24 protein-coding genes are annotated in these 21069 nt (G+C 65.9%); 10 read left to right on the top strand and 14 right to left on the bottom strand.

All coding sequences use genetic code 11. The features are described from left to right. The first annotated feature begins 132 nt into the window (after positions 1–132). Positions 133–309: a hypothetical protein gene (locus C491_RS23135; RefSeq protein ID WP_005554178.1), complete on the top strand. Its 177-nt coding sequence runs from the start codon at positions 133–135 to the stop codon at positions 307–309. On the opposite strand, the gene C491_RS04710 is transcribed toward C491_RS23135, so the two are convergent. Then, positions 287–676: a DUF7522 family protein gene (locus C491_RS04710; protein WP_005554179.1), complete on the bottom strand. Its 390-nt coding sequence runs from the start codon at positions 674–676 to the stop codon at positions 287–289. The genes C491_RS23135 and C491_RS04710 overlap by 23 nt on opposite strands. Before the next feature lie 130 nt (positions 677–806). Then, positions 807–1805 (bottom strand): DHH family phosphoesterase, encoded by a 999-nt coding sequence (locus tag C491_RS04715; RefSeq protein WP_005554181.1) that lies wholly within the window; start codon positions 1803–1805, stop codon positions 807–809. A gap of 158 nt (positions 1806–1963) precedes the next feature. Between C491_RS04715 and C491_RS04720 the strand changes: the two genes are divergently transcribed. Beyond that, positions 1964–2593, top strand: coding sequence for a TetR/AcrR family transcriptional regulator (locus tag C491_RS04720; protein WP_005554183.1), 630 nt, complete (start codon positions 1964–1966; stop codon positions 2591–2593). Positions 2594–2635: 42 nt separating this feature from the next. Here the strand turns inward: C491_RS04720 and C491_RS04725 are convergent, their stop codons facing one another. The 4 genes from C491_RS04725 to gpmI form a co-directional block, all read right to left on the bottom strand. Continuing rightward, positions 2636–2884, bottom strand: a complete 249-nt coding sequence (locus tag C491_RS04725; protein ID WP_005554185.1) for a hypothetical protein — start codon at positions 2882–2884, stop codon at positions 2636–2638. Positions 2885–2996: 112 nt separating this feature from the next. Then, positions 2997–3758 (bottom strand): polyprenyl synthetase family protein, encoded by a 762-nt coding sequence (locus C491_RS04730; RefSeq protein ID WP_005554186.1) that lies wholly within the window; start codon positions 3756–3758, stop codon positions 2997–2999. Between the two features lie 245 nt (positions 3759–4003). Next, the gene (locus tag C491_RS04735; protein ID WP_005554188.1) at positions 4004–5290 is read right to left on the bottom strand and encodes an O-acetylhomoserine aminocarboxypropyltransferase/cysteine synthase family protein; all 1287 of its coding nucleotides are present in this window, start codon (positions 5288–5290) and stop codon (positions 4004–4006) included. 90 nt (positions 5291–5380) lie between these two features. Next, positions 5381–6904: a 2,3-bisphosphoglycerate-independent phosphoglycerate mutase gene (gene gpmI, locus C491_RS04740; protein ID WP_005554190.1), complete on the bottom strand. Its 1524-nt coding sequence runs from the start codon at positions 6902–6904 to the stop codon at positions 5381–5383. 100 nt (positions 6905–7004) lie between these two features. On the opposite strand from gpmI, the gene C491_RS04745 reads away from it, so the two are divergent. Together C491_RS04745 and C491_RS04750 are read left to right on the top strand one after the other, a co-directional pair. Beyond that, positions 7005–8276 carry a DNA double-strand break repair nuclease NurA gene (locus C491_RS04745; RefSeq protein ID WP_005554193.1) on the top strand — a complete coding sequence of 424 codons (1272 nt, stop codon included), beginning with the start codon at positions 7005–7007 and terminating at the stop codon, positions 8274–8276. Between the two features lie 44 nt (positions 8277–8320). Next, the gene (locus C491_RS04750; RefSeq protein ID WP_005554194.1) at positions 8321–9118 is read left to right on the top strand and encodes an alpha/beta fold hydrolase; all 798 of its coding nucleotides are present in this window, start codon (positions 8321–8323) and stop codon (positions 9116–9118) included. Between the two features lie 130 nt (positions 9119–9248). Here C491_RS04750 and C491_RS04755 read toward each other — a convergent pair whose 3' ends face one another. Next, on the bottom strand, positions 9249–9902 hold the full coding sequence (locus tag C491_RS04755; protein ID WP_005554196.1) for a ribonuclease HI family protein: 654 nt from the start codon (positions 9900–9902) through the stop codon (positions 9249–9251). A gap of 349 nt (positions 9903–10251) precedes the next feature. Then, the gene (locus C491_RS04760; protein ID WP_005554198.1) at positions 10252–10581 is read right to left on the bottom strand and encodes a DUF7113 family protein; all 330 of its coding nucleotides are present in this window, start codon (positions 10579–10581) and stop codon (positions 10252–10254) included. A gap of 230 nt (positions 10582–10811) precedes the next feature. On the opposite strand from C491_RS04760, the gene C491_RS04765 reads away from it, so the two are divergent. After that, positions 10812–11414 (top strand): DUF7344 domain-containing protein, encoded by a 603-nt coding sequence (locus C491_RS04765; protein ID WP_049891470.1) that lies wholly within the window; start codon positions 10812–10814, stop codon positions 11412–11414. Positions 11415–11495: 81 nt separating this feature from the next. Beyond that, entirely contained in the window at positions 11496–13301 is a 1806-nt protein-coding gene (locus C491_RS04770; RefSeq protein WP_005554201.1) for an ATP-binding protein, read from the top strand. A 22-nt stretch (positions 13302–13323) separates the two neighbouring features. Here the strand turns inward: C491_RS04770 and C491_RS04775 are convergent, their stop codons facing one another. The 3 genes from C491_RS04775 to C491_RS04785 form a co-directional block, all read right to left on the bottom strand. After that, a complete protein-coding gene (locus C491_RS04775; RefSeq protein ID WP_005554202.1) occupies positions 13324–14118 on the bottom strand; it encodes a polysaccharide deacetylase family protein in 795 nt (264 codons plus the stop codon). Continuing rightward, the gene (locus tag C491_RS04780) at positions 14111–14872 is read right to left on the bottom strand and encodes a WbqC family protein (protein WP_005554203.1); all 762 of its coding nucleotides are present in this window, start codon (positions 14870–14872) and stop codon (positions 14111–14113) included. Before C491_RS04780 ends, C491_RS04775 begins: the two co-directional genes overlap by 8 nt. A gap of 303 nt (positions 14873–15175) precedes the next feature. Then, positions 15176–15802, bottom strand: coding sequence for an alpha/beta hydrolase (locus C491_RS04785; protein ID WP_049891471.1), 627 nt, complete (start codon positions 15800–15802; stop codon positions 15176–15178). Positions 15803–15988: 186 nt separating this feature from the next. Between C491_RS04785 and C491_RS04790 the strand changes: the two genes are divergently transcribed. Next, positions 15989–16822 carry a PspA/IM30 family protein gene (locus C491_RS04790; RefSeq protein ID WP_005554206.1) on the top strand — a complete coding sequence of 278 codons (834 nt, stop codon included), beginning with the start codon at positions 15989–15991 and terminating at the stop codon, positions 16820–16822. Between the two features lie 97 nt (positions 16823–16919). Beyond that, complete coding sequence (locus C491_RS04795) at positions 16920–17252, top strand: Cdc6/Cdc18 family protein (RefSeq protein ID WP_005554207.1); 333 nt, start codon at positions 16920–16922, stop codon at positions 17250–17252. A 12-nt stretch (positions 17253–17264) separates the two neighbouring features. On the opposite strand, the gene C491_RS04800 is transcribed toward C491_RS04795, so the two are convergent. Both C491_RS04800 and C491_RS04805 read right to left on the bottom strand, forming a co-directional pair. Then, entirely contained in the window at positions 17265–17816 is a 552-nt protein-coding gene (locus C491_RS04800; RefSeq protein ID WP_005554209.1) for an FxLYD domain-containing protein, read from the bottom strand. Between the two features lie 138 nt (positions 17817–17954). After that, the gene (locus C491_RS04805) at positions 17955–18530 is read right to left on the bottom strand and encodes an HPP family protein (protein ID WP_005554211.1); all 576 of its coding nucleotides are present in this window, start codon (positions 18528–18530) and stop codon (positions 17955–17957) included. Between the two features lie 157 nt (positions 18531–18687). Between C491_RS04805 and C491_RS04810 the strand changes: the two genes are divergently transcribed. Further along, positions 18688–19239 (top strand): cupredoxin domain-containing protein, encoded by a 552-nt coding sequence (locus C491_RS04810; protein ID WP_005554212.1) that lies wholly within the window; start codon positions 18688–18690, stop codon positions 19237–19239. Between the two features lie 41 nt (positions 19240–19280). On the opposite strand, the gene C491_RS04815 is transcribed toward C491_RS04810, so the two are convergent. Further along, positions 19281–19775, bottom strand: a complete 495-nt coding sequence (locus tag C491_RS04815) for an FxLYD domain-containing protein (RefSeq protein WP_049891506.1) — start codon at positions 19773–19775, stop codon at positions 19281–19283. Positions 19776–19968: 193 nt separating this feature from the next. Between C491_RS04815 and C491_RS04820 the strand changes: the two genes are divergently transcribed. Further along, positions 19969–21051 carry a hypothetical protein gene (locus C491_RS04820; RefSeq protein WP_005554216.1) on the top strand — a complete coding sequence of 361 codons (1083 nt, stop codon included), beginning with the start codon at positions 19969–19971 and terminating at the stop codon, positions 21049–21051. The last annotated feature ends 18 nt before the right edge of the window (positions 21052–21069 follow it).

Raw genomic sequence — 21069 nt, forward strand, 5'->3', positions numbered from 1 at the left:
GATGTGTATAAGAGACAGGTCGAAAGGATGTTGCGTTTCTCGCGGGTTCATCGACCCGTTTCGCGACGAAGTCCGGCGTTTCCCGGAAAACGGTCCACATTACTATCCTCGACTCGCCCGTCGTAGCTCGGCATGAGTCTCGATAGACACGCCGCGGATCGACGACGGTTCGCTCGACTGCTCGGTCTCGACGAGCGCGACGGCCTGGGTCTGCCGATCGGTCTCGACCGATCCGTCGGCGACGAGCCCACGGATCCGACGCGGGCCGACGAGTCCGAACCTGACCCTACTGGATCGCGCGATCGCTGAGAACCGTCTCGACCGCGGTCGCGACCTCCTCGAAGTCCTTGATCGTGAGCCCGTCGGTGGTGACGAACACGCCCTCCCTGTCGCTCGTGACCCGGATCAAAAAGCCGTTGTCGAACACGCGGATCGTGTAGTTGTAATCACCGAGCTCGGACTGCTGGTAGGCCGTCTGGGCCGTCTTGAATCCGCGCCACTCGTGACCGATGAACGTCGAGAGGTCGGCGTCGCGCTCGAGATCCTCCCGGAGGTACAGCTGCTCGTAGTCGTCCCGCGTAAAGTAGGTGACCGAGCGGAGACTGTCGCCGATCGCCGTTCTGCAGGTCGTTTCGATCTGGTCCGCGATCTCTGCATTGAGGAGCCCCGTTGCCATATCCGAGCAGTGAACGCCCGATACCTTAACCCCGGGGGCTGGTGACAGGGTTCGGAGAGGTGATCCAGGACCGCACCCGGAGCGGCTGTAAGCAGTGGTTTCGGCCGAGGCCGGCGATCGTAGCTCCCGATTACGCGCTCGAGACCGCCTCGAGAAACTCGCGGCCGATCCGGTCTCGAACTTGGTCGACGAGCACCGCCTCATCTTCGGCCGTTCCCGCGACGGGGGTGAGCGGAAGCTGCCCCCCTGCCATGTCGTCGTGGCCGCCGACGTTCCCTCGGTCGTCGAACAGTTCGATGAGTGTTTCGCCGAGATCGAGATCCGGTCTGTTCGTCCGTCCGCTCAGGTGGATTTCCTCGCGGATGATTCCGCAGACGAGAACGGTGTCGACGCCGTCGATGTTCAGGAGGAAGTCGGCCCCCTGGGCCAGGGCGACCCTGTTCTCCAGGCGGCCGATACAGGAGGCCAGACAGGAACCCCACCGAACCCGGTTGTGGATTACGTCACCGAACGCGTCGACGCTGTCGGGGAGAAAGGACACGCCGTACAGCTCGCGGAGCCGGCTCGGATCCGACCGCTCGTGGAGGTAGTCGGCGACCGCGTACTCCCGGTCGGTCGGCTGGCGATAGAAGTCGAGCCGTTCCCGGTGGATCCCAAAGAGAAGCGCGGAGGCGATCCGCGGCGTGGGCTCGGTCGCCGACTCCCGAAAGTACTCCGCGAGGATCGTCGCCGTCGCCCCGTAGGACTCGCGGACGTCGACGACGTCGGCCGGGATCGGCCCGTCGGTGGGATGGTGATCGATCACGATGTCGACCGTCTCCTCCGGTGGGACCGAGTTGTGGTCGCCGGGAACGGAGTGGTCGACGAACGCGACGATGTCGTTCGCCTCGAGTTTCGCGTCGCTGTAGCGCTGTGGCGTGACGTCGAACAGTTCGACGAACGCGCGGTTCTGCTGGTGGACGATCGTCCCACCGTACAGGATGTCGACGGTGTCGACGCCGCGGGCTCGAGCGAGCGACTCGAGGGCGATCGCCGACGCCAGCGAGTCCGGATCCGGATCGTCGTGACAGACCACGGTAAGCGACGAGGCCGACCGCAGCCGGGTGAGCACCGCGGCAGCGTCCGACATAGACTGGAGTTTGCGCTACACCGGTGTTAACAATTGTCGTCTCTCTCCTGAGAGTCACGGCGATCTGATACCGGCGAGACGGCGCTGAACCGCCGCAACGCTCCGAAGCCGCGACGAGAGATCCTGAAGTATTTATGGGCTATAGACGATCGTTCGCTATGGGCGGAACCTCCGGCGAGGAACGGTCGACGACGCTCGGCGAGGATCTCGACGAGACGACCGCGGCGATCATGGACGCGGTGTACCGGGCGCTGTCACACAACGGCTACCCCGCGACGACGATGTCCGAGATCGCCGCCGAGTTCGAGAAGAGCAAGTCCCTGCTGTACTACCACTACGAGAGCAAGGAGGAGATCCTCAACGACTTCTTCACTCACCTCTGTGAGCGGCTCGAGGCGACGCTCGTCGAGGACCCCTACGACGACCCGCACGAACAGCTACTGGCTCTGATCGACCGACTGCTGCCCGCGGAGATGGACGACGAGTCGCTCCGATTCCGGCGGGCGTTCTTCGAGATTCGGTCGCAGGCCCCGCACAACCAGTCCTACCACGAACAGATCGAGCGCTCCGACGAGATCATCCTCGAGGCGCTGACCGAGACGGTCCGTCGAGGCGTCGACGAGGGTCGGTTCGCCGACGTCGACCCCGAACGGGAGGCCGAACTCCTCTTCTCGACGATCTACGGCATCATGGAACGGGGCGTCACCCTGGAGGACCGAGCGCTCATCGAGCGGAACAAGGAGACCCTCCACGACCGCATCGACCGCTGGCTGCTCGAGTCCGAGTAAGGCGGACCGTGCCGTATTCGGCGGAGCGCTCGGAGCCGCCCCTTAGAACACGAACAGCAGCCAGACCACCCACATGAGGAAGTTGACGGCGCCGAGGACGCCGATCATGACGCCGACCCACCGTCGCTCCATGATCTGAACCAGATTGTACCCGCTGTAGGCCGCAAGCGCACCGAGCAGCGGCACGAACAGCGAGGCGATCGCCGCACCGATACCGTTCCAGACGTGGAACTTCGACTCGTCGTGTGCTCGCCTGAGGTCGTCCGAGAGACTCGCCTTCGAGTTGCTCATGAAACGTTCGTCCTTCGCGCCGCACGCATATAAACTGACCGTTCAGTCAGGATTGGCAGGCGGCGTCGGTCGTGCTCGATGGCGAGCGCAGAAATCGCCCGGACAACGGGAGCTACGCGATCGGATCGGCCGGCTCCCGATCGATGCTAGCCTCGAGAACCGCCGATAGCTGCGTCCGAACCGCCGCTTTCGAATCCGGCGGACAGCACTCGACGATCGGCTCGAGCCACCGCGACCGGTCCGTGGGACAGTGCCGTCGATCGGTCGAAACACCGTTTCCGGGCCGGCGAGAGCGGGCGCAGTAGCCGAGCGTGTTGCCGTGCCGTGCCAGCTCCCGTCGCGGTTCGACGTCGGCGAGAAGCGCCGCGAGTTCGACCGCACAGCCAGTCAGCGAACCGATCCGGCGAACCGCGTCGGTCTCGAGAACCGACGACTGCGGCTCGGACGCGAGCGACGCTTCCCCCTCCTGGACGGCTCGCGTCGCCTCGGCCAGTGTCTCGAGACAGCGTTCGACAAGCGCCGGCTCGGCGTCGAACCTCGCCGTCAGCGCGAACGCCTTCGACTCGAGGAGATCCCCGAGCAGAACGTCGTCCGTCGGCTTGTGTCCGGTCCGTCGGCCGTACTCGGCGGCGCTGCGGTGGAGACGCACCTGCAGCGAGACGAGCTCCAGCGACGCGGCGATCGGCACCAGTTCCTCGAGCGGACGCTCGTCGCCGAGCCCGTCGGCCATCGCCAGGAACACCTGGCCGCGGGTCCGCGGCCGGCCGAGCTCAAGCAGTTCCTCGGGGGAGCGATCGAACGCACCCGCCTCGGGCAGATGCGTCCGGAGCGCGTCCTCGATCGCCGCTCGTCGCCGCGCGATCGTCCGTCTCATGGCCGTCCCCGCTGTGGGTTCCCTCGCAGGGGACGCTTCGAAGTGAGGTCGGTCCCGCCGACAGTTCGTTCCAGGATTCCAATCACGTGAGTACGTTTCTGTGGATCGAGTACGATCGACATCGGTTCTCCGCGCTGATCCCGACCGATACCGCCGTCGGTCGGCTCCTACTGACCGAACGGTTGTTCAGGAGGGAGGATAAGTATTGCGTCGTTCGATCGCCCCGGCGAAGGCACGAGTGGAACTCAGATCGACTCGATCGCCCGGTCGAGATCGGCGATCACGTCTTCGGGGTCCTCGATGCCGACCGAGAGCCGGACGAGGTCGTCGGTGACGCCGCTGGCGAGTTTCTCCTCCGCGGAGAGCTGCTGGTGGGTCGTGCTCGCGGGGTGGATGATCAGCGTCTTCGCGTCGCCGACGTTCGCCAGCAGGCTCGTCAGGTCGACCTCGTTACAGACGGTCTCGGCGGCGTCGTACCCGCCCTCGAGGCCGAACGTGATCATGCCGCCGTAGCCGCCGTCGAGATACTCGCTGGCGTGCTCGTGGGTCTCGTGGCTCTCGAGGCCGGGATAGGTGACCCAGTCGACCTCGGGGTGGCCCTCGAGGTACTCCGCGACGGCCATCGCGTTCTCGCAGTGTTTCTCCATTCGCAGCGGGAGGGACTCGAGTTTCTGCAGCGTGACCCAGGCGTCGAACGGCGACTGCTGGTTGCCCAGATCCCGCAGGCCGCGGGTGCGGGCGGCGATGGCGAACGCCTGCTCGCCGAACGTTTCGTGGAAATTGATGCCATGGTAGGCCGGGTTGGGTTCGGTGAGTTCGGGGTAGTCGCCCTCGTCCCAGGGGAACGTGCCACCGTCGACGAGCACGCCGCCGACGGTCGAGCCCGCGCCGTGGAGCCACTTCGTCGTCGAGTTCCAGACGAGGTCGGCGCCGTGTTCGATCGGCCGGCACAGATAGGGCGTCGCGAACGTGTTGTCGACAAAGAGCGGGACCCCGTGGTCGTGGGCGACATCGGCTACCCGCTCGATATCCGGGGTGACCAGCGCCGGGTTGCCGATCGTCTCGAGGTGGACGAACGCGGTGTCGTCGTCGATCGCCTCGGCGTAGGCGTCGTAGTCCAGCGTGTCGACGAACGTCGTCTCGATCCCACGCTTGGCGACGGTGTGGGTGAGGTAGGTGTAGGTGCCGCCGTACAGCGACGACGAGGAGACGATGTTGTCGCCGACGTCGGCGAGAATGAACGTCGCGAGGTCGAACGCGGCCATCCCCGACGAGGTGGCGAGTGCGCCGACGCCACCCTCGAGGGTCGCGATGCGCTCCTCGAGCATCGCGTTCGTCGGGTTCATAATCCGCGAGTAGATGTTGCCGAACTCCTCGAGGCCGAAGAGGGCGGCCGCGTGGTCGGTGTCCTCGAACTCGTAGGAGGTCGTCTGGTAGATCGGCGGCGCCCGCGCGCCCGTCGTCGGATCGGGGTCGTGGCCGGCGTGGACGCTGTTCGTTGCGAACCGTCGGTCGTCCTGCTCGTCGCTCATGGCTGTGACCTCTGTCCCGTAGCTAATAAAGTCACCAGTCGATTATGTTCGGGAAACCGACGGACGTGAACGGCTCGAGGGGTAAAAGGACTACTCGAGCAGCGGCTCGCCGGTCATCTCCGGGGGCTGGTCGAGCCCGATCAGCTCGAGGATCGTCGGGGAGATGTCGGCGAGGGTGCCGCCCTCCCGAACCGACCGTCCCCCGCCGGTTCCGTCGGGGGAAAGGTAGACGAACGGCACCTCGTTGTACGTGTGGGCGGTGTGGGGCTCCTCCTCGGTGCCCATGTCGTCGGCGTTGCCGTGGTCGGCCGTGATGAGGACGTGCGAGCCGGCCGCCTCGAGCGCGTCGACGAGTCGTCCGAGCTGGGTGTCGACGGCCTCGACGGCCTCGATCGCGGCCTCGTAGTTACCGGTGTGTCCGACCATGTCAGGGTTGGCGTAGTTGAGCACGAGTACGTTCGGATCGTCGGTCTCAGTGCCGTCGATCGCCGTCTCCGTCACCTCGGGTGCGCTCATCTGTGGCTGGCGGTCGTAGGTCGGAACGTCCGGGCTCTCGACGATCTTTCGAACTTCGCCGTCGAACTCGACCTCGCGGCCGCCGTTCAGAAAGTAGGTGACGTGGGCGTACTTTTCGGATTCGGCGATCCGGAGCTGGGTCTTCCCGTGATCGGCCAGCACCTCCCCCAGTACGTTCTCGGGCTGGTTCGGCGGGTAGGCGACGGGAAGGTCGAACGTCTCGTCGTACTGGGTGAGCATGACGACCTCGACGTCCGGCGGGTAGGTCTCGATCTCGTCGGTCCAGTCCTCGGACCGGATGTCCGCGAGCATCCGGGTGAGCTGGCGCGCGCGATCGGACCGGAAGTTGAACCAGACGACCGAGTCGCCGTCCTCGAGAGCGGGCTGGTCCGCTATCACCGTCGGATCGACGAACTCGTCGGTCTCGCCCCGGTCGTACGATTCTTCGACCGCCTCGAGCGCCGAGTCGGTCTCGTACTTTGCTCTGTGCTCGACGATGGCGTCGTAGGCTCGTTTGGTTCGCTCCCAGTTCTGGTCGCGGTCCATCGCGTAGTACCGACCCGAGACGGTGGCAACGTCCCCGGTGCCGTGCTCGTCGACGACGTCCTCGAGGGTCGCGAGGTACTCCCGGCCCCCGGTCGGCGACGTATCGCGGCCGTCGGTGATCGCGTGGGTGACGGCCTCGACCTCGCGGTCGCCGGCCAGCTCGATCAGTGCGTGGAGGTGTTCCTGGTCCGAGTGAACCCCGCCGTCGCTGACGAGGCCGACGAAGTGGACTCGACCGTCGTTCTCGCGAGCCTGCTCGAAGGCGGACTCGATCGCGGCGTTCTCGCGGAAGGAGCCGTCGGCGATCGAATCCGACACTCGAGTGTACTCCTGGTAGACGACCCGCCCGGCGCCGATGTTGAGGTGGCCGACCTCGCTGTTTCCCATCTGCCCGTCCGGCAGGCCGACCCGTCGGCCGGCGACCTCGAGGCGACCGCTGGCGCCCACCTCCGAGAGCCGATCGAACGCCGGCGTGTCGGCCGTTTTCACCGCGTCCCGTCCCGTGTCGTCGCCGAGCCCCCAGCCGTCGAGGATGATCAGCGCAGCGTCCATACCCGAGGGCTGCGCGGCCTCCCGTAACTAGCTGTCGCTGTCGGCCAACGTCGCGGCGCCGACCGCGAGATATTTGAAAGCGGGGCGAAAGGTCACTGCCATGACCCTCGATCCGGTCCACTTCGACGGCATCGCCGAGCTCGCGGGACGGATCGACCACGGCGCCGACGAGCGGGATCGGCGGGCCTTCGCCGAGACCGTCTGGGAGGAGTTCCTCGATCCGCTCCGTCAGAACGGCCGGATCGTCCTCGAGCCGATTGCCGAACAGTCCCGGCGGCTGGTCGACTGCGAGGACGTGGCGCTGACCGAGCGACCGTTCCCGACCGAGCACGGCCTCGACGCGGGAACGATCAACCCGACGACGTTCAAAAACGGCCTCGTCATCGACGTCGCCCAGGCGGCGATGAGCGCGACGCCCAGCGACCTCGAACTCCACCGCTCGCGAACCGCAGTGATGACGGTTCACTCGAGCGACGCGACTGCAAGCGTCGACAACGAGGACTGGGACCGCTTCGACGAGGAGACGAGCAGGCGGCGGGTGATCCGAATCGGCCGTCTGGATCGGTTCGCCGAGGGCGTCGTCCACGCGCTGGCGCTGTATCTCGCCGAGAGTGAACACGCCCACGAGCACGCCGACGCGGTGTCGGACCTGCTCGTCCTCGACGGGCCGCTCTACCCGCGCGGGCTGCTTCGCTGGGCCGACCAACACCCCGACCTCGCCGACTTCCTGCTCGAGGATCCCCGGCCGACCACGGTGCTCGAGAACTACGTCCGGCTCGTCGAGCGGTTCGTCGAGCGCGACGTCCCCCTCGTCGGGTTCGTCAAGAACCCGGCGACGAAGGCGATCACCCGGGCAGTCCGGGAGACGACCGACGCCAGCGCGCCCTGGACGAACGACGCCGCGATGTTCACCCGGCTGCTCGAGCGCGGCGAGTACGTCGACGACGTCGACGGCGAGCGCTGGGAGCGGGACACCTCGGCGCTGACGTACACGAACTGGTTTCGCTCCCGGGCCGGGGTCGACCGCCCGCTCTCGGTCGACGGCGACGCGCTCGGGATCGACCGCGAACTGCCGCCGGAGGCGTACGAGGTCACCTTCTTCGTCGTCTACGATCCACGTGACGACCTGCTGTACCGGATCGAGGCACCCTACGCCGTTACCCGCGACCGAGAGACCCGCGAACGGCTCGCGATCCAGCTGCTCCAGGACGTCGCCGTCGCCCACGGGCCGCCCACGATCGTCGGCAAGGCCGACGAGCTCGCCCGGATCAGCGCCCCCGAGAAGCGCTCGCTGCGCGAGACCCTCGAGAGCCGTTTCGAGACGAGTCAGGACCGCAGCTACGACGAGCACCGCTGGCTCGAGGACTACTGAGCGTCTTCTAGAAGCTATAACTCCAATCTACTACGACAACCAGTATGGCTGAATTCGAGGGCCGTATCGCCGGCCATCCAACCGTCCGCTTCGGAAACGGCGACCAACCGTTGGTTATCATTCCCGGGTTGAGTGATTCGCTGCAGGGTGACGAGACGTCTCGATTTACTCGACTGCTGCTGAAGCGATACTACATGCGGGCGTTCGCCGACGACTACGACGTCTACATCGTCAGTCGCCCACGCGAACTTCCGGACGATACGACGACCCGTAAACTCGCTGCGAACTACGCGGCGGTACTGGAGGAGATCGGTCAGGCGGCCGTCCTCGGCATGTCGATGGGCGGGCTCATCGCCCAGTACCTCGGTAGCGATCACCCCGCCAACGTACAGAAACTCGTCGTGTCCCTTGCGGGGCCACACCTGAGCGAGTCGGGAGCCGAGCACGTTTCGAAGTGGCTCGACAGCGCGCTCGAGGGGCGATGGAGCGAGGTCTACCTCGGATCCGTCGAAGCCACGTATTCGTCGACCGGAGCGCGTGCTGCCTACGGCACGCTGCTACAGCTTCCCGGGGTCGTGAGGCAACCGCCGTACCCGAACGATTTCATCGCGTCGGCGCAGGCTTGTCTCGATCACGACTCGACCGCAGTCCTCTCGTCGATCGAACCTGAAACCCTGGTTCTCGGTGGTGAACTGGACGTCCTCTTCGATGCCGACGACCTTCGATCGATGGGAGGGACGATTCCGAACGCCACCACCCGAATCCTCGAGGATACCGGACACGGAGCGTTCGAAGAGCGAAGAACGGCGTTCACCGAAGCGATCACCGCGTTCCTCCGGTAGATTCTCGAGAGAGCGTTCGGCGTCTGTACGTTCGGCTCGGAGAAGACGACCGCTCGAGCTTCCGGGCCGATGGGTAAGTCGTGGAAATTGCAACAGGAGCGCGGTTTGGATTTCGAGCGACGTAACTTCATTACCCCGGTCCGAACGCCGCGATATCGGCACCCACCGTCGCCAGCGCGTCGGCGGGGTTCGGATCGCTGTCGGCCAGGTGCGTGTAGCGGTGGTTCGGGACGCTCGAGAGCGCGTCCGCGACGGCCTCGCTGTACGTCCCGACGCCCGGCTCGGTCGGGTCCTCGCCGCCCCAGACGTCCCGGATGACCGTCATCGAGTCGATGCGCACCTCGAGCCTGTGCGGTTCGTAACGGGTCAACAGCTCGGACAGTCCGAGCTGGAGGGCGACGTACTCGGCGGTGTTGTTCCCGGCCCGGGAGCCGACGGGTCGGCCGAGACGGGCGAGTTGGTCCCCCGAGGTATCTAAGATGACGGCACCCGCACCCGCGGGACCAGGGTTGCCGCGGGAGCTGCCGTCGACGTAGAGGACGAAGGCGTCATCCGTGGGATCGGGAGTGGGTGGCGGGCTGAGCCCCGACGCCAGCAGGTCCTCGAGTGCGGAACGCAACTCGTCCCGGCTGGTCGCGGGATCGAACAGCCCGCCGTAGCCGGGGATGGCGTCGTCGACGGCGTCGGTGGCGGCCGCCACCTCGTAGCCGACCTCCGCGAGGACCTCGTCGACGAGCGCGGCGAGCGGCGGGAGGTGTTCGGCCGGGAGGGAGTCGTCGGTCACGTTGCACCCCACCGGACTCGGGCTTCAGTGCCCAAACGCTCATTTTCGGGCAGTCCCGTCGGCTGGTCGCACCACTGCATATCGGTCCTCGGTGGTCGAACGGGATAACCCCTTCAGGTGTCACCGGCAGCAAGCCGTTTCGAACCGGTCGGCTCCTCGAGCCCTCGGGAGCTCCCTCGAGTGATAGTAGAGACGGGTAACTGGTATCGTCGTACGTCCCGCGAAAGCCGCTGGCCTTCTCAGCCCTACCCAGGAGTGGATAGCCGAGGCTACGCACTCGAGGCCGGACGTTCCGTTCGAACTCCTCCGTGACGATCCGACGAACCCAGGTTCGACGTGATCAGGGCTATCAAGGGTCCCGTTCGACCTCGAGCTCGACCGACTCCGGGTCGACGCCGATCCGGGCGAACTGGGTGCGGACGTGTTCTTTCGCGGCCTCGAGGGCCTGTTCGCGGGTGTCGAACCCGCGGGGCATCGGCGACTCGAAGGCGAGGTTGACCTCCCGGCCGTCGACGACCTGGACGCTGCCGCCGCTGTCGACCTCGTAGAACTCGTCGCAGATCCAGACGTACGCGGCGTCCTCGTCGGGTGCACCCCGGAACGATGGGGGCCGTTCGCCCCGCTCGTACACCGTTCCGGTGAGTTCGGTTCCGCCCGCTCGACCGCGTACGATGAACATGCGTTCAGGTACGGCCCCAAGATGCAAAAAATACCCGTACTCGAGTCGCTTCACGCTCGAAACCCAGGCGGGTCCGATCGATGGCGTTTCGGTGCTGCCTCAGTCGGTGGGGTCGCCGTCTGTCGACGGCCAGCGGCGGGATTTCGCGTGATTATCGCAAAAGTATAATAATACTAACCCAAACTGTTTCGGGACCGGGTTTATTCCCGTAGCAGTACTGCCTTTGTATAATGAGCTCGGACGCACAGACTAGTGGCGACGGGGCACAAGGGGGATTGGCAGCCGTCTCGCGGGAGTGGTACGACGCACTCCGGCATCCGAAACGGATTCACCTGCTGGCAGCCCTCGAGAACGGGCCACACACCCTCGAGGAGCTCGTCGACACCATCGTAGCCCGGGAGCCGGTCGAGCGAGACGAGATCCGGATCGAGCTCGTCCACAACCACCTGCCGCGGCTGGCCGACCACGGAATCATCGAGTGGGACGGCGAGACCGCCTGTCGGACCGTCGAGCGATCGTTCCCGATCGCCGACCTCTCGGAGCTGCTCGAAGGCGGCGACCGGGTTGACGGACGAACGCTCGAGACGCTCGTCCATCCTGTCCGGACCCAGCTGTACGCGATGCTCGCGGAGCTGGATCGGGCAGTCTCGGTCGAGACGCTCGCCGCCGAACTGGTTGAGCGAGACATCGACTCGCTCTCGGAGGGCACCGAGGCCCGCCTCGCGCTCTACCACGTCCACCTCCCGGCGATGACAGACGTCGGCGCCGTCGAGTTCGATCCCCGATCCGGGATGGTTCGGGGTCCGAACCGATCGACGCCGTCGACAAACTGAACGACTCCCGGCGTCCGACTTTTCGAACCCGTTCGCGACCGGAGGGAAACGCGTTTGTAGACGGCCCCTCATGGGCGTGATATGACGGATCTGGGTGATTTCAACGAGTTCGATACCGACGCGGACGCCGATTCGACGGCCGACTCGAGTGTGTCGACGTCTGCGTCGGCGACTGACTCGAGCGGGTTCGAACCCGCGAACGTCGAACCGCGGGGCGAGGACGTCGGCATCGGAACAATCTGTGTCTCCCAGGGACTTCGCATCGCCGAGGACGAGGACGACACCTCGCTGCGGGCGTACGTCACCAGCGGCAACCGCTCGTCGGTCCGGATCGGCAGCTACCTAGTCGCGCCCTACCCCGACGGCGAGACGCTGTTCTGTCGGATCACCGGCCTCGAGTACGCCCAGCAGTACCACGCCGACGACGCGACGGAGATCCACGCCCGCCGCGCGATGCGTCAGGACGACGTCGACGAGGCCGACTACAAGTTCGTCGCCTCGCTCGAGCCCGTCGCCGTCCTCTACGACGACGACGGCGAACTCAAACGGCGGATGACCGACCGCGTCCCCAAGCCCCAGACGGTCGTCCGGCAGGCAAACGACACGACCGAGATCAAGACCGGGCTGAAGATGCCCGAGGACGGCGTCTTCCTGGGTCATCTCTCGGTCGGCGGCGAGAAGGTGCGGACCGCAGCCACCCCGCCGACGATCGACTACCGGCTGAAGGACGACTACGAGGCGGGCGATCCGCTCGTCTTCCGACACACGCTGGTCGCGGGCGGGACTGGCTCGGGAAAAACCCACGCCGCAAAGAACGTCCTCCGGCAGTACCTCGCCGACGAGCGCCGGTACCCGATGGAGGACGGCCGCACCGTCGGCCCCGCTGTCGTCCAGTTCGACCCTCAGGACGAGTACGCCCAGATGCACGACGACAACCCCGATCTCGACGACGAGTTCGCCCGTCGGCTCGAGCGCGAGGGCGTCGCCCACGGCGGCGTCTCGGACACCACGGCGTTCGTGCCGAAGGTCGGCGACGCCAGCTACTCCGCGGGCCACCACCGCGCCGAGTGCGTCGAGTTCACGATCCCCTTCTCGATGTGTCGAAGTCGTCCGTGGCTCGTCTCGGGCGGCTCGCTCAACGACAACCAGTACGGCGCGCTGACTTACCTCCTCGATCGCTTTTTCACGGAGGCCGGGAACGACGGCTCCTACGCGGGGTTCAAATCGTTCCTCGACGATCCCGCCCTGCGCGAGGAACTCGACGAGTCGGGTCGGGTCCACGAGGCGACCTACGACGCCGTTCGCCGCCGGGTGTTCGGCTTCGAGGACGTCTTCGACCAGGACGCCCGCCCGATCACGGAGCTGATCCACGAGTTCGTCCGCCCCGGCGGCCTCACCGTCGTCCCGACCTACCACGTCTCGAACACCCGCGCGACGGAGGCCGTCGTCCTCGCGCTCTCCTCGCTGCTGATCGACGAGAAACTCTCGAACGACCCGACCTACGACCGAATCAAGGAGACGCCCCTCGTTCTCGGGATGGACGAGGCCCACAACTTCCTCACCGACGCCGACAGCGTCCAGGCCCGGAAGGTAATCACGAAGTTCACCGAGGCCGCCAAACAGGGCCGCAAGGAACGGCTCGGCCTCTTCCTGATCACCCAGGACCCCCAGGACATCGACGACGCCGTCTTCAAGCAGATCAACACGACCGTCGTGCTCAACCTCGGTGACGAGGACGCCATCAAGAGCGTCAACATCCCCGCCAATCTCGAGTCGAAGGTCCCATACATGGAGAAAGGGCAGATGGTCGTCTACTCGCCGGATAATTCGGAGCCCGTCGAGCTGATCGGGCTCCCGAAGTGCGTCACTCGACACGGCCGGGACTGAGACGGGCCCCCTTCCGATCGCGTCAGACGAGGACCCGATCCGCGTCGATCCGCTCCCCGTAGGGCGGATAGATCGAGACGAGCTCCTCGTACGTTCGCGGGTCGCTCGCGTCGAACCGGTCGGCGACCGCGGCGAATCGCTCGAGGGGCGGCTCGTGCTCGGCCCCCCACCAGACCGGGTGGGTCAGCACCTGCAGTCGGTCGGCGTCAGCACTCTCGAGGATCGACTCGAGGGGGTCGCCCTCGCGCCACCGGCCGCTCGAGTCGGAGACGTACGCCGAGAGCAGATCCGGATTGTAGGCGTTCACCATCCCGGCGATCGTCCGCGGCCCCTCGAGCACTCGTTCGGACGGACGGTGAAAGGAGACAGAGGCGACCGAGTCGATTCCCACTGCTTCCAGGTGTCTTTTTGCCGCGTCGACCCGTCGGCGCTCGCTCGGCGTCAGTCCGTCCCGGTCGACGGGCTCGTCGGACTCGACATCGGAGAGATCGCAGTGCAGGGCGATCTCGTGACCGAACTCGTGGATGAGGTGGAGCAGGTCTCGCTCCTCCTCGAGATCGTACAGCGGGGTATTGGGAAGGACCATGTACGTCGATCGGACGCCGAGTTCGTACTCGAGTTCGGCCATCTCGACGGCCCGTCTGAGGCAGACGTCGACGTCGTGGCGGACGAACGCGACCCGGGCGCCCGCCGGGCGATCGGGTCGGTACTCCGAGAGCGTCCGGAGTTCGAAGGTCGCCCGCAGCGTCTCCAGTAGCGTCCGGTAGTAGTCGTAGCTGAAGTCCTCGGCCCACCCCTCGAGGTTGGCGTTACGCATCGCCGCTTGCCTCCTCCAGCAGCTCTCGCGTTCCCACGGCTCCGAGGTTCATGAGCGGGTCGACGATCGAGAGGTTCGACAGGAACTCCCCGAAGCGCTGCTCGTACCGGGGCGGATCGAACGACTGGTACTCGAGGGCGATCCCTGCGTCCTCGAACCGCGCGTGGTCGTTGTAGGATCGGGCACCCTCCCCCGAGTAGTACCGATCGGCGCCGAGTTCCTCGCAGAGCCGGACGATTCGCTCGCTCCCGGCGGCGTCGACCTCGAGGGTCGACGCGCGGACGAACTCACAGTCGAGCCCGAGTCGGTCGGCGAGCTGTCGAACGAGGTGGACGTTCAGCTCACACAGCGACTCCCAGGAGCGCGCGTAGGTCGCCGCGAAGAAGGCCGCGAACTCCTCGTAGTGGGCCGCGCCGCCATAGCTCGCCTGTAGACTCTTTCGGTGGGTCTCGCGCCAGCCGTCGTCGACGATCTCGACGTCCGCGATCGCCCCGCTCGTCCCTCGGACCGGGACGGTGAGCCACGTCCAGTCGTGTGGCGTCTTGATCCTGTTCCGGTTGATCCAGGACCCCGACGTGTACTCGGCGTCGTCGAGGAGGACGAAGACGTCGCTCCGCCGGATTTTCTCGAAGTAGCCGAGCCAGGGCAGGTAGTTCGGCTGGTGGATCGCGACGGTACACCCTCCCTCGCGGGCAGCCGACGCCGCAGCATCTGACTCGAACGCGTCCCTCGGTCGATCGAACGATTCGCTCACGACACACCACCCCACCGTTCCCTCCTCGGGACGACCCCGTCCGCTCGACGGGCGTCGAGTCCGACCGGGCCACGGTCCCGAAGTGTCTTCAGGTTCATTGATACACCAGGCGATCGGAACAGTCCCGGAACTATTGTTAAGCGCTCGAGGAAGACTCGCTTCTCGAGGGATGTGATAGCGTAACGTGGGGCGCGAACGCCTGAGCGGGTTTTCGCCCGCACGGGGGCCGAGCCGGCGAACGCCGTCGACGCAGACGGCGATTACTCGGCCGTAGTCGGTGGTTTCTCCCGTGCCGAGACCGGTTCAGGGTTCGGCGAGCAGGCGGCCGAAGAACTCGCCGACGCTCCGTGCGATCTCCTCGCGCGTCCCGAGGAAGAAGTGATCGGCCGGCAGCGCCACGGTCTCGTCGCCGCGCTCGCGGGCTCGGTCGACGACGGGCTCCCAGTCGACGGTAGTGTCGCGTTCGCCGTAGAGGATCAGGGTCGGCGCCTCGAGGGTCGACAGCGCGGCGACAGCGTCGAGGTCGTCCTCGCTCCCGTCGTCGCCCGTTCCCAGCGACGCGGTGGGCGCCAGCGAGGCGATCCCGAGGAGCGGTCGGTCGACGTCCCCGGCCGCCAGCAGCGCCTGGGACGCGCCGAAGCTGTAGCCGAAGACCCCGACCCGATCGTACCGGTCGTCGGCCCACCGGATCGCGTTGCGGACGTCCTCGCGCTCGCCGTCGCCGTCGTCCCACGGGCCGTAGTCGAAGCGCAGACAGGCGACGCCCGCCTCGCAGAGCGCCTCGCTCACCGCCACCAGTCGTCCGTCGCTGCGGGAGCCGCCGTGTTGGGGATGGGGCGGGCAGGCGACGACGACGGCTTCCGGTTCGCTGTCGGGCTCCTCGAGCGTTCCCCGGACGTCTCGAGCGCCGGGAACGAGTACGTCGGTCATAGTCGTCGGTCGTGTTCGGACCGTATAGTAGGTACTGCAGTCGACTCTCCCGCCCGCCCGAACGGCGGAGTTCGATCGGGTCGAGCGCCTCGAGAAATCGTCGGCGAGAAACCTCACACGGCGTCGATCTCCCGACGACTGTCGCCGATGTGATGTTTTTAAGGGCGGGGAACCATACGTAGGCGTATGGGCATCCTCTCTCGGACCTCCTACGTCATCCGCTCGAAGATCAACTCGGTGCTCAACCGGGCCGAGGACCCGACCGAGACGCTCGACTACTCCTACGAGCAGATGCGCGATCAGCTCCAGCAGGTCAAACGCGGGATCGCGGATCTGACGACGCAGAAAAAGCGCCTCGAGATGCAGAAAAAGCGCCTCGAGGAGAACGTCGAGAAACACAACGACCAGGCCCGGACCGCAGTTCAGCAGGACCGGGAGGATCTGGCCCGGCGCGCCCTCGAGAAGAAGAAGACGAAGATGAACCAGATCGAGGATCTGGAGCGCCAGATCTCGAAGCTCCAGAGCCAGCAGGACAGTCTGATCGACCAGAAAGACGAGCTCCAGAACCGCATCGAGGAGTTCCGCACGAAAAAGGAGACGATGAAGGCCCGTCACGAGGCCGCCAAGGCGAGCTCGACGGTCTCGGAGGCGATGACCGCTACCGGAGACGAGTTCGAGGACGTCGGCCGCGCCATCGAGCGCGCCGAGGAACAGACCGAGGACATGGAGGCCCGCGCCGCCGCGCTCGACGAACTGCAGGAGTCGGGTGCGTTCGAGGACGTCATGTCCGACAAGGACTCGATCGACCGCGAACTCGAGGAGCTCTCGACCGACAGCGGCGTCGAGGCCGAACTCGAGACGCTCAGATCGGAGGTCGGTGGCAGCGCCGAAACGGACGCCGAACCCGAGCCCGAACCCGAGTCGGTCGACGAGGAGGAACTCGAGGATCTCGAGACCGACGTCGACGACACCGAGATCGACGCCGAACTCGAGGAGCTACAGGAAGAAGAGAACGCCTAATCGACGGGCTTCGAGCGGAGTCCCGGTACGGAAGCCGTGTTTTCACGATCGTAGAGCAAGGGTAACTGCTACCATCTATCAGTTCATACGGCCGCGTATGGTGGCATCAGAAGCGATCGACTCGCTCTCGCTGACCGAACAGCTGGTACTGCTCGCCGTCGCCGACGCCCATCGAAACGACGAAACGCCCGCACAGACCCACGAGGTCCGTCGGAGCTGCCGGGAGCGGCTCGAGGACCTTGAGTCCGAGGTCGTCGGCACGGTCACGGAGGCCGACGTCATGCGATCGCTGTACCGACTCGAGGACGAGGGGATCGTCGAGGAGGTCGGGACCGGGGAACGGTCGCCGACGGGGAAGGGACGGCCGAGCTACGCGCTCTCCGGATCGGCGGAGACGGTCTACGAGGACGTTTCCGACCGGCTGTTGTAACTCGCCCTCGAGCTACGAGGGCGTCCCCAGCACCGCGATATCGTACTCGGCGATGTCCTCGGGTGACTCCAGCAAAATAACCTCGAACTCCCACTCCGAGCCGTCGTCGAGGTCGACGGTGCTATCGAGGTAGTGGCCGAGCCGCGCTCCGGCGTCGTCGTACACGCGGACCCGAACCTCGACGGTCTCGAGGCGGTTGTCCCGATTGTTCTCGACGGTCCCCTGCACGGTCGGTCCCCGGTAGTCGTCCTCGAGGACGAACTCGTGGTCCGCGATGACGAGGTTGTCCCGCGGCGCGACGTCCTCGTCGATTTCCTGGTCGGCGAACTGTTCGGCGATCGCCTGCTCCTCGTCGGTTCGTTCCTCGCCGTCGGCGTCGACCGTTCCGCTCTGGTACTCCGGATCGGTACCCCCTAACCCAACGCCGTCCACGAGGTCGACGCCGCCGACGTCGACGTCCTCGATCTCGTCGACGGCGTCGGCACAGCCGGCGAGGGATAGCGTGACCCCGGTTCCAAGCGACGCGAGCACGGTGCGTCGACTCGGTCGGCCCCGTTCGGTCATCGCGATGTCCTCCGGCGACGAACGCGCTCTCTACAGTTGCGACGGCTGCTCATGACAGAACGGAGGACACGGCCGCATTTCAACGTGGGCCTTGCTCGACCCGTCCTCGAGGCACTCGCGGACGGATCCCGACGGATCTCACTCCGCCCGGGCGTCTCGGGGGACGAAGCCGTATCGGTGGGCCAGCGGGGAGATGACTTTGTCGTGGAAGTACCACAGGATGGCGACGGCCACCACGATGATGACGCCGTCCTCGAGGCCCCCCATCAGCCCCAGCGCGACGATCAGCGTCGTCGCACACGCCGCGGCGTGATTCGTCTTCGTCACCAGCATCGCCGTCGTCGTCAGGATCATCGCGACCGTTCCGCTGGCCCAGAGGTAGACGACCTCCATGCTGAAGGCGGGATCGGGACGGGCGAACACTACGTACGCACTGACCTCGTTGCCGAACAGCGCGTAGGCGATCATGCCGCCGGCGACCGCGATCGCGTGGCCGCCGATGACGTGATACGGCCCTTCCGCGCGCGGCTGCTCGCCGGTCGCAATCAGGTACGCTGACGGACCCAGACTCGGAAACAGGAACGGACGACCCGACACCAGCGCGATCACGCCGAGGACGGTGAAGTGCAGGAAGACGTTAACCGTCGCGCTGTACTCGTCCTTGAGGTCCAGGACGTAGTCAGGGTCGTCCGGATCGAAGCTAAACCCCAGCAACGTACGCTGAGCAACGAAACGCACCACTAAAAGCACTCACTCTGCAGCTATTTTTCTACCTGGTAGGTGCGGATTTATTTGGGGCAGGCGGTCAGTCCGGGCAGCCGTAAGGCGGTAATCCGATGTCCTTTATCGTTTCGAGCCCGACGAGGCGGTAATGAGCGGACTGCAGTCGAGTCGGCGGCAGCTGTTGACGGCCGTCGGCGCGCTCTCCGCGATCGGGATCGCCGGTTGTATCGACGATGAGCTTGGGGTAGACGATCCCCTGATAGGCGACCCCGAGGCCCACGTGGAGGTCGAACTGGCGGACGAGGGCGGCGAGCCCCGTCTCGATCCGCCCATCGCCCACGTCGTCGACGGCGGCACCGTCGAGTGGATCGCCGAAAGCGGCGTCCACGATACGACGAGCTATCACCCGGAGACTCACCGTGATCAGCGACGGATTCCCGAGGACAGCGAGCCGTGGGCGAGCGAGGTCACGACGTCGAACCCGTTCGACCGGATCTTCGACGGCGAGGGTGTTTACAACTACGCGTGTACGGTCCACGAGCCGGAGGGCATGGTCGGAACGGTCCTGGTCGGTCTCCCGGATCCGGACGAACAGCCGGCTCTCGAGCCCGTCTCTATGGAGTATCCCGACGTCGTGCGCGAGGAACTCGAGTACCAGAACGATCGGGTTCGGGAGGTACTGACGGAGGCTCACGAGTAGCCGTTCGTCCGGTAGTCCATCCAGAGACGGCCGGGAAGGATCTACGCCGGGGTACCGATCGCGGCGACCTCGTACTCGTCGATGTCCGCCAGCGGTTCGAGGATGATGGCGGTAAACGACCAGCTGGCGCCGGGGTCGAGGTCGCCCCCGACGTCGAGGTACCGACCGACCTGTTCACCCTCGTCGTTGTACACCCGCACGCGGATCTCGACCAGCTGGATCCGGTCGTCGCCGGTGTTCTCGACGGTTCCCTGCACGGTTGCCCCCCGGTAGTCGTCCTCGAGGACGAACTCGTGGTCCTCGAGTGAGAGCGACTCGAGCGTCGTCACGCCCTCGTTGGGCTGGATTTCGGCGAGCGATTCGGCGGCGGTCATCTCCTCCGCCGATCGGTCCTCACCGTCGATATCGCCGATTTCGCCGGACTCGTAGTCCGGCGCGTCGCTCCCCGTAATGTCACCGCATCCCGCGAGGGCGGTCACGGCGCCCGCACCGACGGCGCCGAGCACGCGCCGTCGCGTCGATCGATTCCCGGTCATCGTCGGCAGCACCACGTTCGGGGACCCCCGTCGTAACTGATCATGCCCGAACGAACGGGACGAGCGTATTTCAGTCTAGCCTGATGGATCCGTCTGACGGGGCGACCGACCGCATGCGGTCGTGTGAGCCCGTGACATCGGGTTGTCGTGTGCAACGGAGTTCCTTATTGCCGGGCGCACTGAACCTGTAGTTATGAGTTCGTCGCAGTCCGAGGAGTCTCTTCAGTCCTACGGGGCGGAAGTCGGGAGATGGACGAGTTCGTGGGCGCGCGTCCGTGACTGGTTTCTCGTCGAGGGGGATCGGCTGTTCCTCGCGATCGGAATCTCTGCAGCGGTGTTTCTCACGTTTCTCGTGCTTCAGGATATCGGCATCATCAGCGTTGTCAACGACGACTCCATCACGCGGGCGGCCGGCGGTATGATCGCGGGCACGTTCTCGCTGGTCACGCTCGTCGTCTCGATCAACCAGCTCATCCTCTCCCGGGAGTTCACCTCGGCTAGCGAGTCGAAGGACAAGCTCGAGGGCGTGATGTCGTTTCGCGAGGACGTCGCCAGGGTTACGTCCGTGCCGGCGAGTCCGGCCGCACCCACGCGACTCATCCGACTGCTCGTCAATGCGATGCACGACAGCGCTGGTGACCTCGAGGACGCCGTCGCCGACATCGAGGACGACGACGTCAGGACCCAGGTGACGCAGTACGCGACCGACGTCAGAGAGAGCACCGAGCTGATGGACGAGACGCTCGGGAAAACGTCATTCGGGACGTTCAACACCGTCGCCGCGACGATCAGCTACGACGAGTCCTGGCACCTCTACGTCGCCAGACACCTCTGTAATCGCCACCACGACGAGCTTCCCGAGGCGGCCCACGACGCGATAGACGACCTGGTCGAGTCGTTGATGCTGTTCGACATCGCTCGCGAGCACTTCAAGACGACCTACCTGCAGCGAGAGCTCACGCGGTTCTCGCAGCTGACGATCTACTGCGGCGTCCCCTCGATCTTCTCGGCGATGCTGCTTGGGTTCATCTACGCGGACTTCGCGGGCCCGTCGATCAGCCTCGTCTACCTGCCGTACGTCGTCGCCGGACTCATTTCGGTCGTCGTCCTGCCGCTTGCACTCCTCACGACGTTCATCCTCCGAACGGCGACGATCACCCGCCGGACGGCGTCGACGGGACCGATGGTCCCCCAGAAGGACCCCTCCGAGGGACCGTTCGAGGTGACGTACGGCGAGGACTCCGAACCCGGCTCGTCTGCCTCGCAGTCGGACTGAGACCACACCTGCTCGCTG

This window comes from Natronococcus amylolyticus DSM 10524 (assembly GCF_000337675.1).
Classification (GTDB): domain Archaea; phylum Halobacteriota; class Halobacteria; order Halobacteriales; family Natrialbaceae; genus Natronococcus; species Natronococcus amylolyticus.

What these genes read in the sequence shown, in the direction of transcription:
- C491_RS23135 (WP_005554178.1), top strand. Translation starts at nt 133, where the DNA reads ATGAGTCTCGATAGACACGCCGCGGATCGACGACGGTTCGCTCGACTG.
- C491_RS04710 (WP_005554179.1), bottom strand. Translation starts at nt 676, where the DNA reads ATGGCAACGGGGCTCCTCAATGCAGAGATCGCGGACCAGATCGAAACG.
- C491_RS04715 (WP_005554181.1), bottom strand. Translation starts at nt 1,805, where the DNA reads ATGTCGGACGCTGCCGCGGTGCTCACCCGGCTGCGGTCGGCCTCGTCG.
- C491_RS04720 (WP_005554183.1), top strand. Translation starts at nt 1,964, where the DNA reads ATGGGCGGAACCTCCGGCGAGGAACGGTCGACGACGCTCGGCGAGGAT.
- C491_RS04725 (WP_005554185.1), bottom strand. Translation starts at nt 2,884, where the DNA reads ATGAGCAACTCGAAGGCGAGTCTCTCGGACGACCTCAGGCGAGCACAC.
- C491_RS04730 (WP_005554186.1), bottom strand. Translation starts at nt 3,758, where the DNA reads ATGAGACGGACGATCGCGCGGCGACGAGCGGCGATCGAGGACGCGCTC.
- C491_RS04735 (WP_005554188.1), bottom strand. Translation starts at nt 5,290, where the DNA reads ATGAGCGACGAGCAGGACGACCGACGGTTCGCAACGAACAGCGTCCAC.
- gpmI (WP_005554190.1), bottom strand. Translation starts at nt 6,904, where the DNA reads ATGGACGCTGCGCTGATCATCCTCGACGGCTGGGGGCTCGGCGACGAC.
- C491_RS04745 (WP_005554193.1), top strand. Translation starts at nt 7,005, where the DNA reads ATGACCCTCGATCCGGTCCACTTCGACGGCATCGCCGAGCTCGCGGGA.
- C491_RS04750 (WP_005554194.1), top strand. Translation starts at nt 8,321, where the DNA reads ATGGCTGAATTCGAGGGCCGTATCGCCGGCCATCCAACCGTCCGCTTC.
- C491_RS04760 (WP_005554198.1), bottom strand. Translation starts at nt 10,581, where the DNA reads ATGTTCATCGTACGCGGTCGAGCGGGCGGAACCGAACTCACCGGAACG.
- C491_RS04765 (WP_049891470.1), top strand. Translation starts at nt 10,812, where the DNA reads ATGAGCTCGGACGCACAGACTAGTGGCGACGGGGCACAAGGGGGATTG.
- C491_RS04770 (WP_005554201.1), top strand. Translation starts at nt 11,496, where the DNA reads ATGACGGATCTGGGTGATTTCAACGAGTTCGATACCGACGCGGACGCC.
- C491_RS04775 (WP_005554202.1), bottom strand. Translation starts at nt 14,118, where the DNA reads ATGCGTAACGCCAACCTCGAGGGGTGGGCCGAGGACTTCAGCTACGAC.
- C491_RS04785 (WP_049891471.1), bottom strand. Translation starts at nt 15,802, where the DNA reads ATGACCGACGTACTCGTTCCCGGCGCTCGAGACGTCCGGGGAACGCTC.
- C491_RS04790 (WP_005554206.1), top strand. Translation starts at nt 15,989, where the DNA reads ATGGGCATCCTCTCTCGGACCTCCTACGTCATCCGCTCGAAGATCAAC.
- C491_RS04795 (WP_005554207.1), top strand. Translation starts at nt 16,920, where the DNA reads ATGGTGGCATCAGAAGCGATCGACTCGCTCTCGCTGACCGAACAGCTG.
- C491_RS04800 (WP_005554209.1), bottom strand. Translation starts at nt 17,816, where the DNA reads ATGACCGAACGGGGCCGACCGAGTCGACGCACCGTGCTCGCGTCGCTT.
- C491_RS04810 (WP_005554212.1), top strand. Translation starts at nt 18,688, where the DNA reads ATGAGCGGACTGCAGTCGAGTCGGCGGCAGCTGTTGACGGCCGTCGGC.
- C491_RS04815 (WP_049891506.1), bottom strand. Translation starts at nt 19,775, where the DNA reads ATGACCGGGAATCGATCGACGCGACGGCGCGTGCTCGGCGCCGTCGGT.
- C491_RS04820 (WP_005554216.1), top strand. Translation starts at nt 19,969, where the DNA reads ATGAGTTCGTCGCAGTCCGAGGAGTCTCTTCAGTCCTACGGGGCGGAA.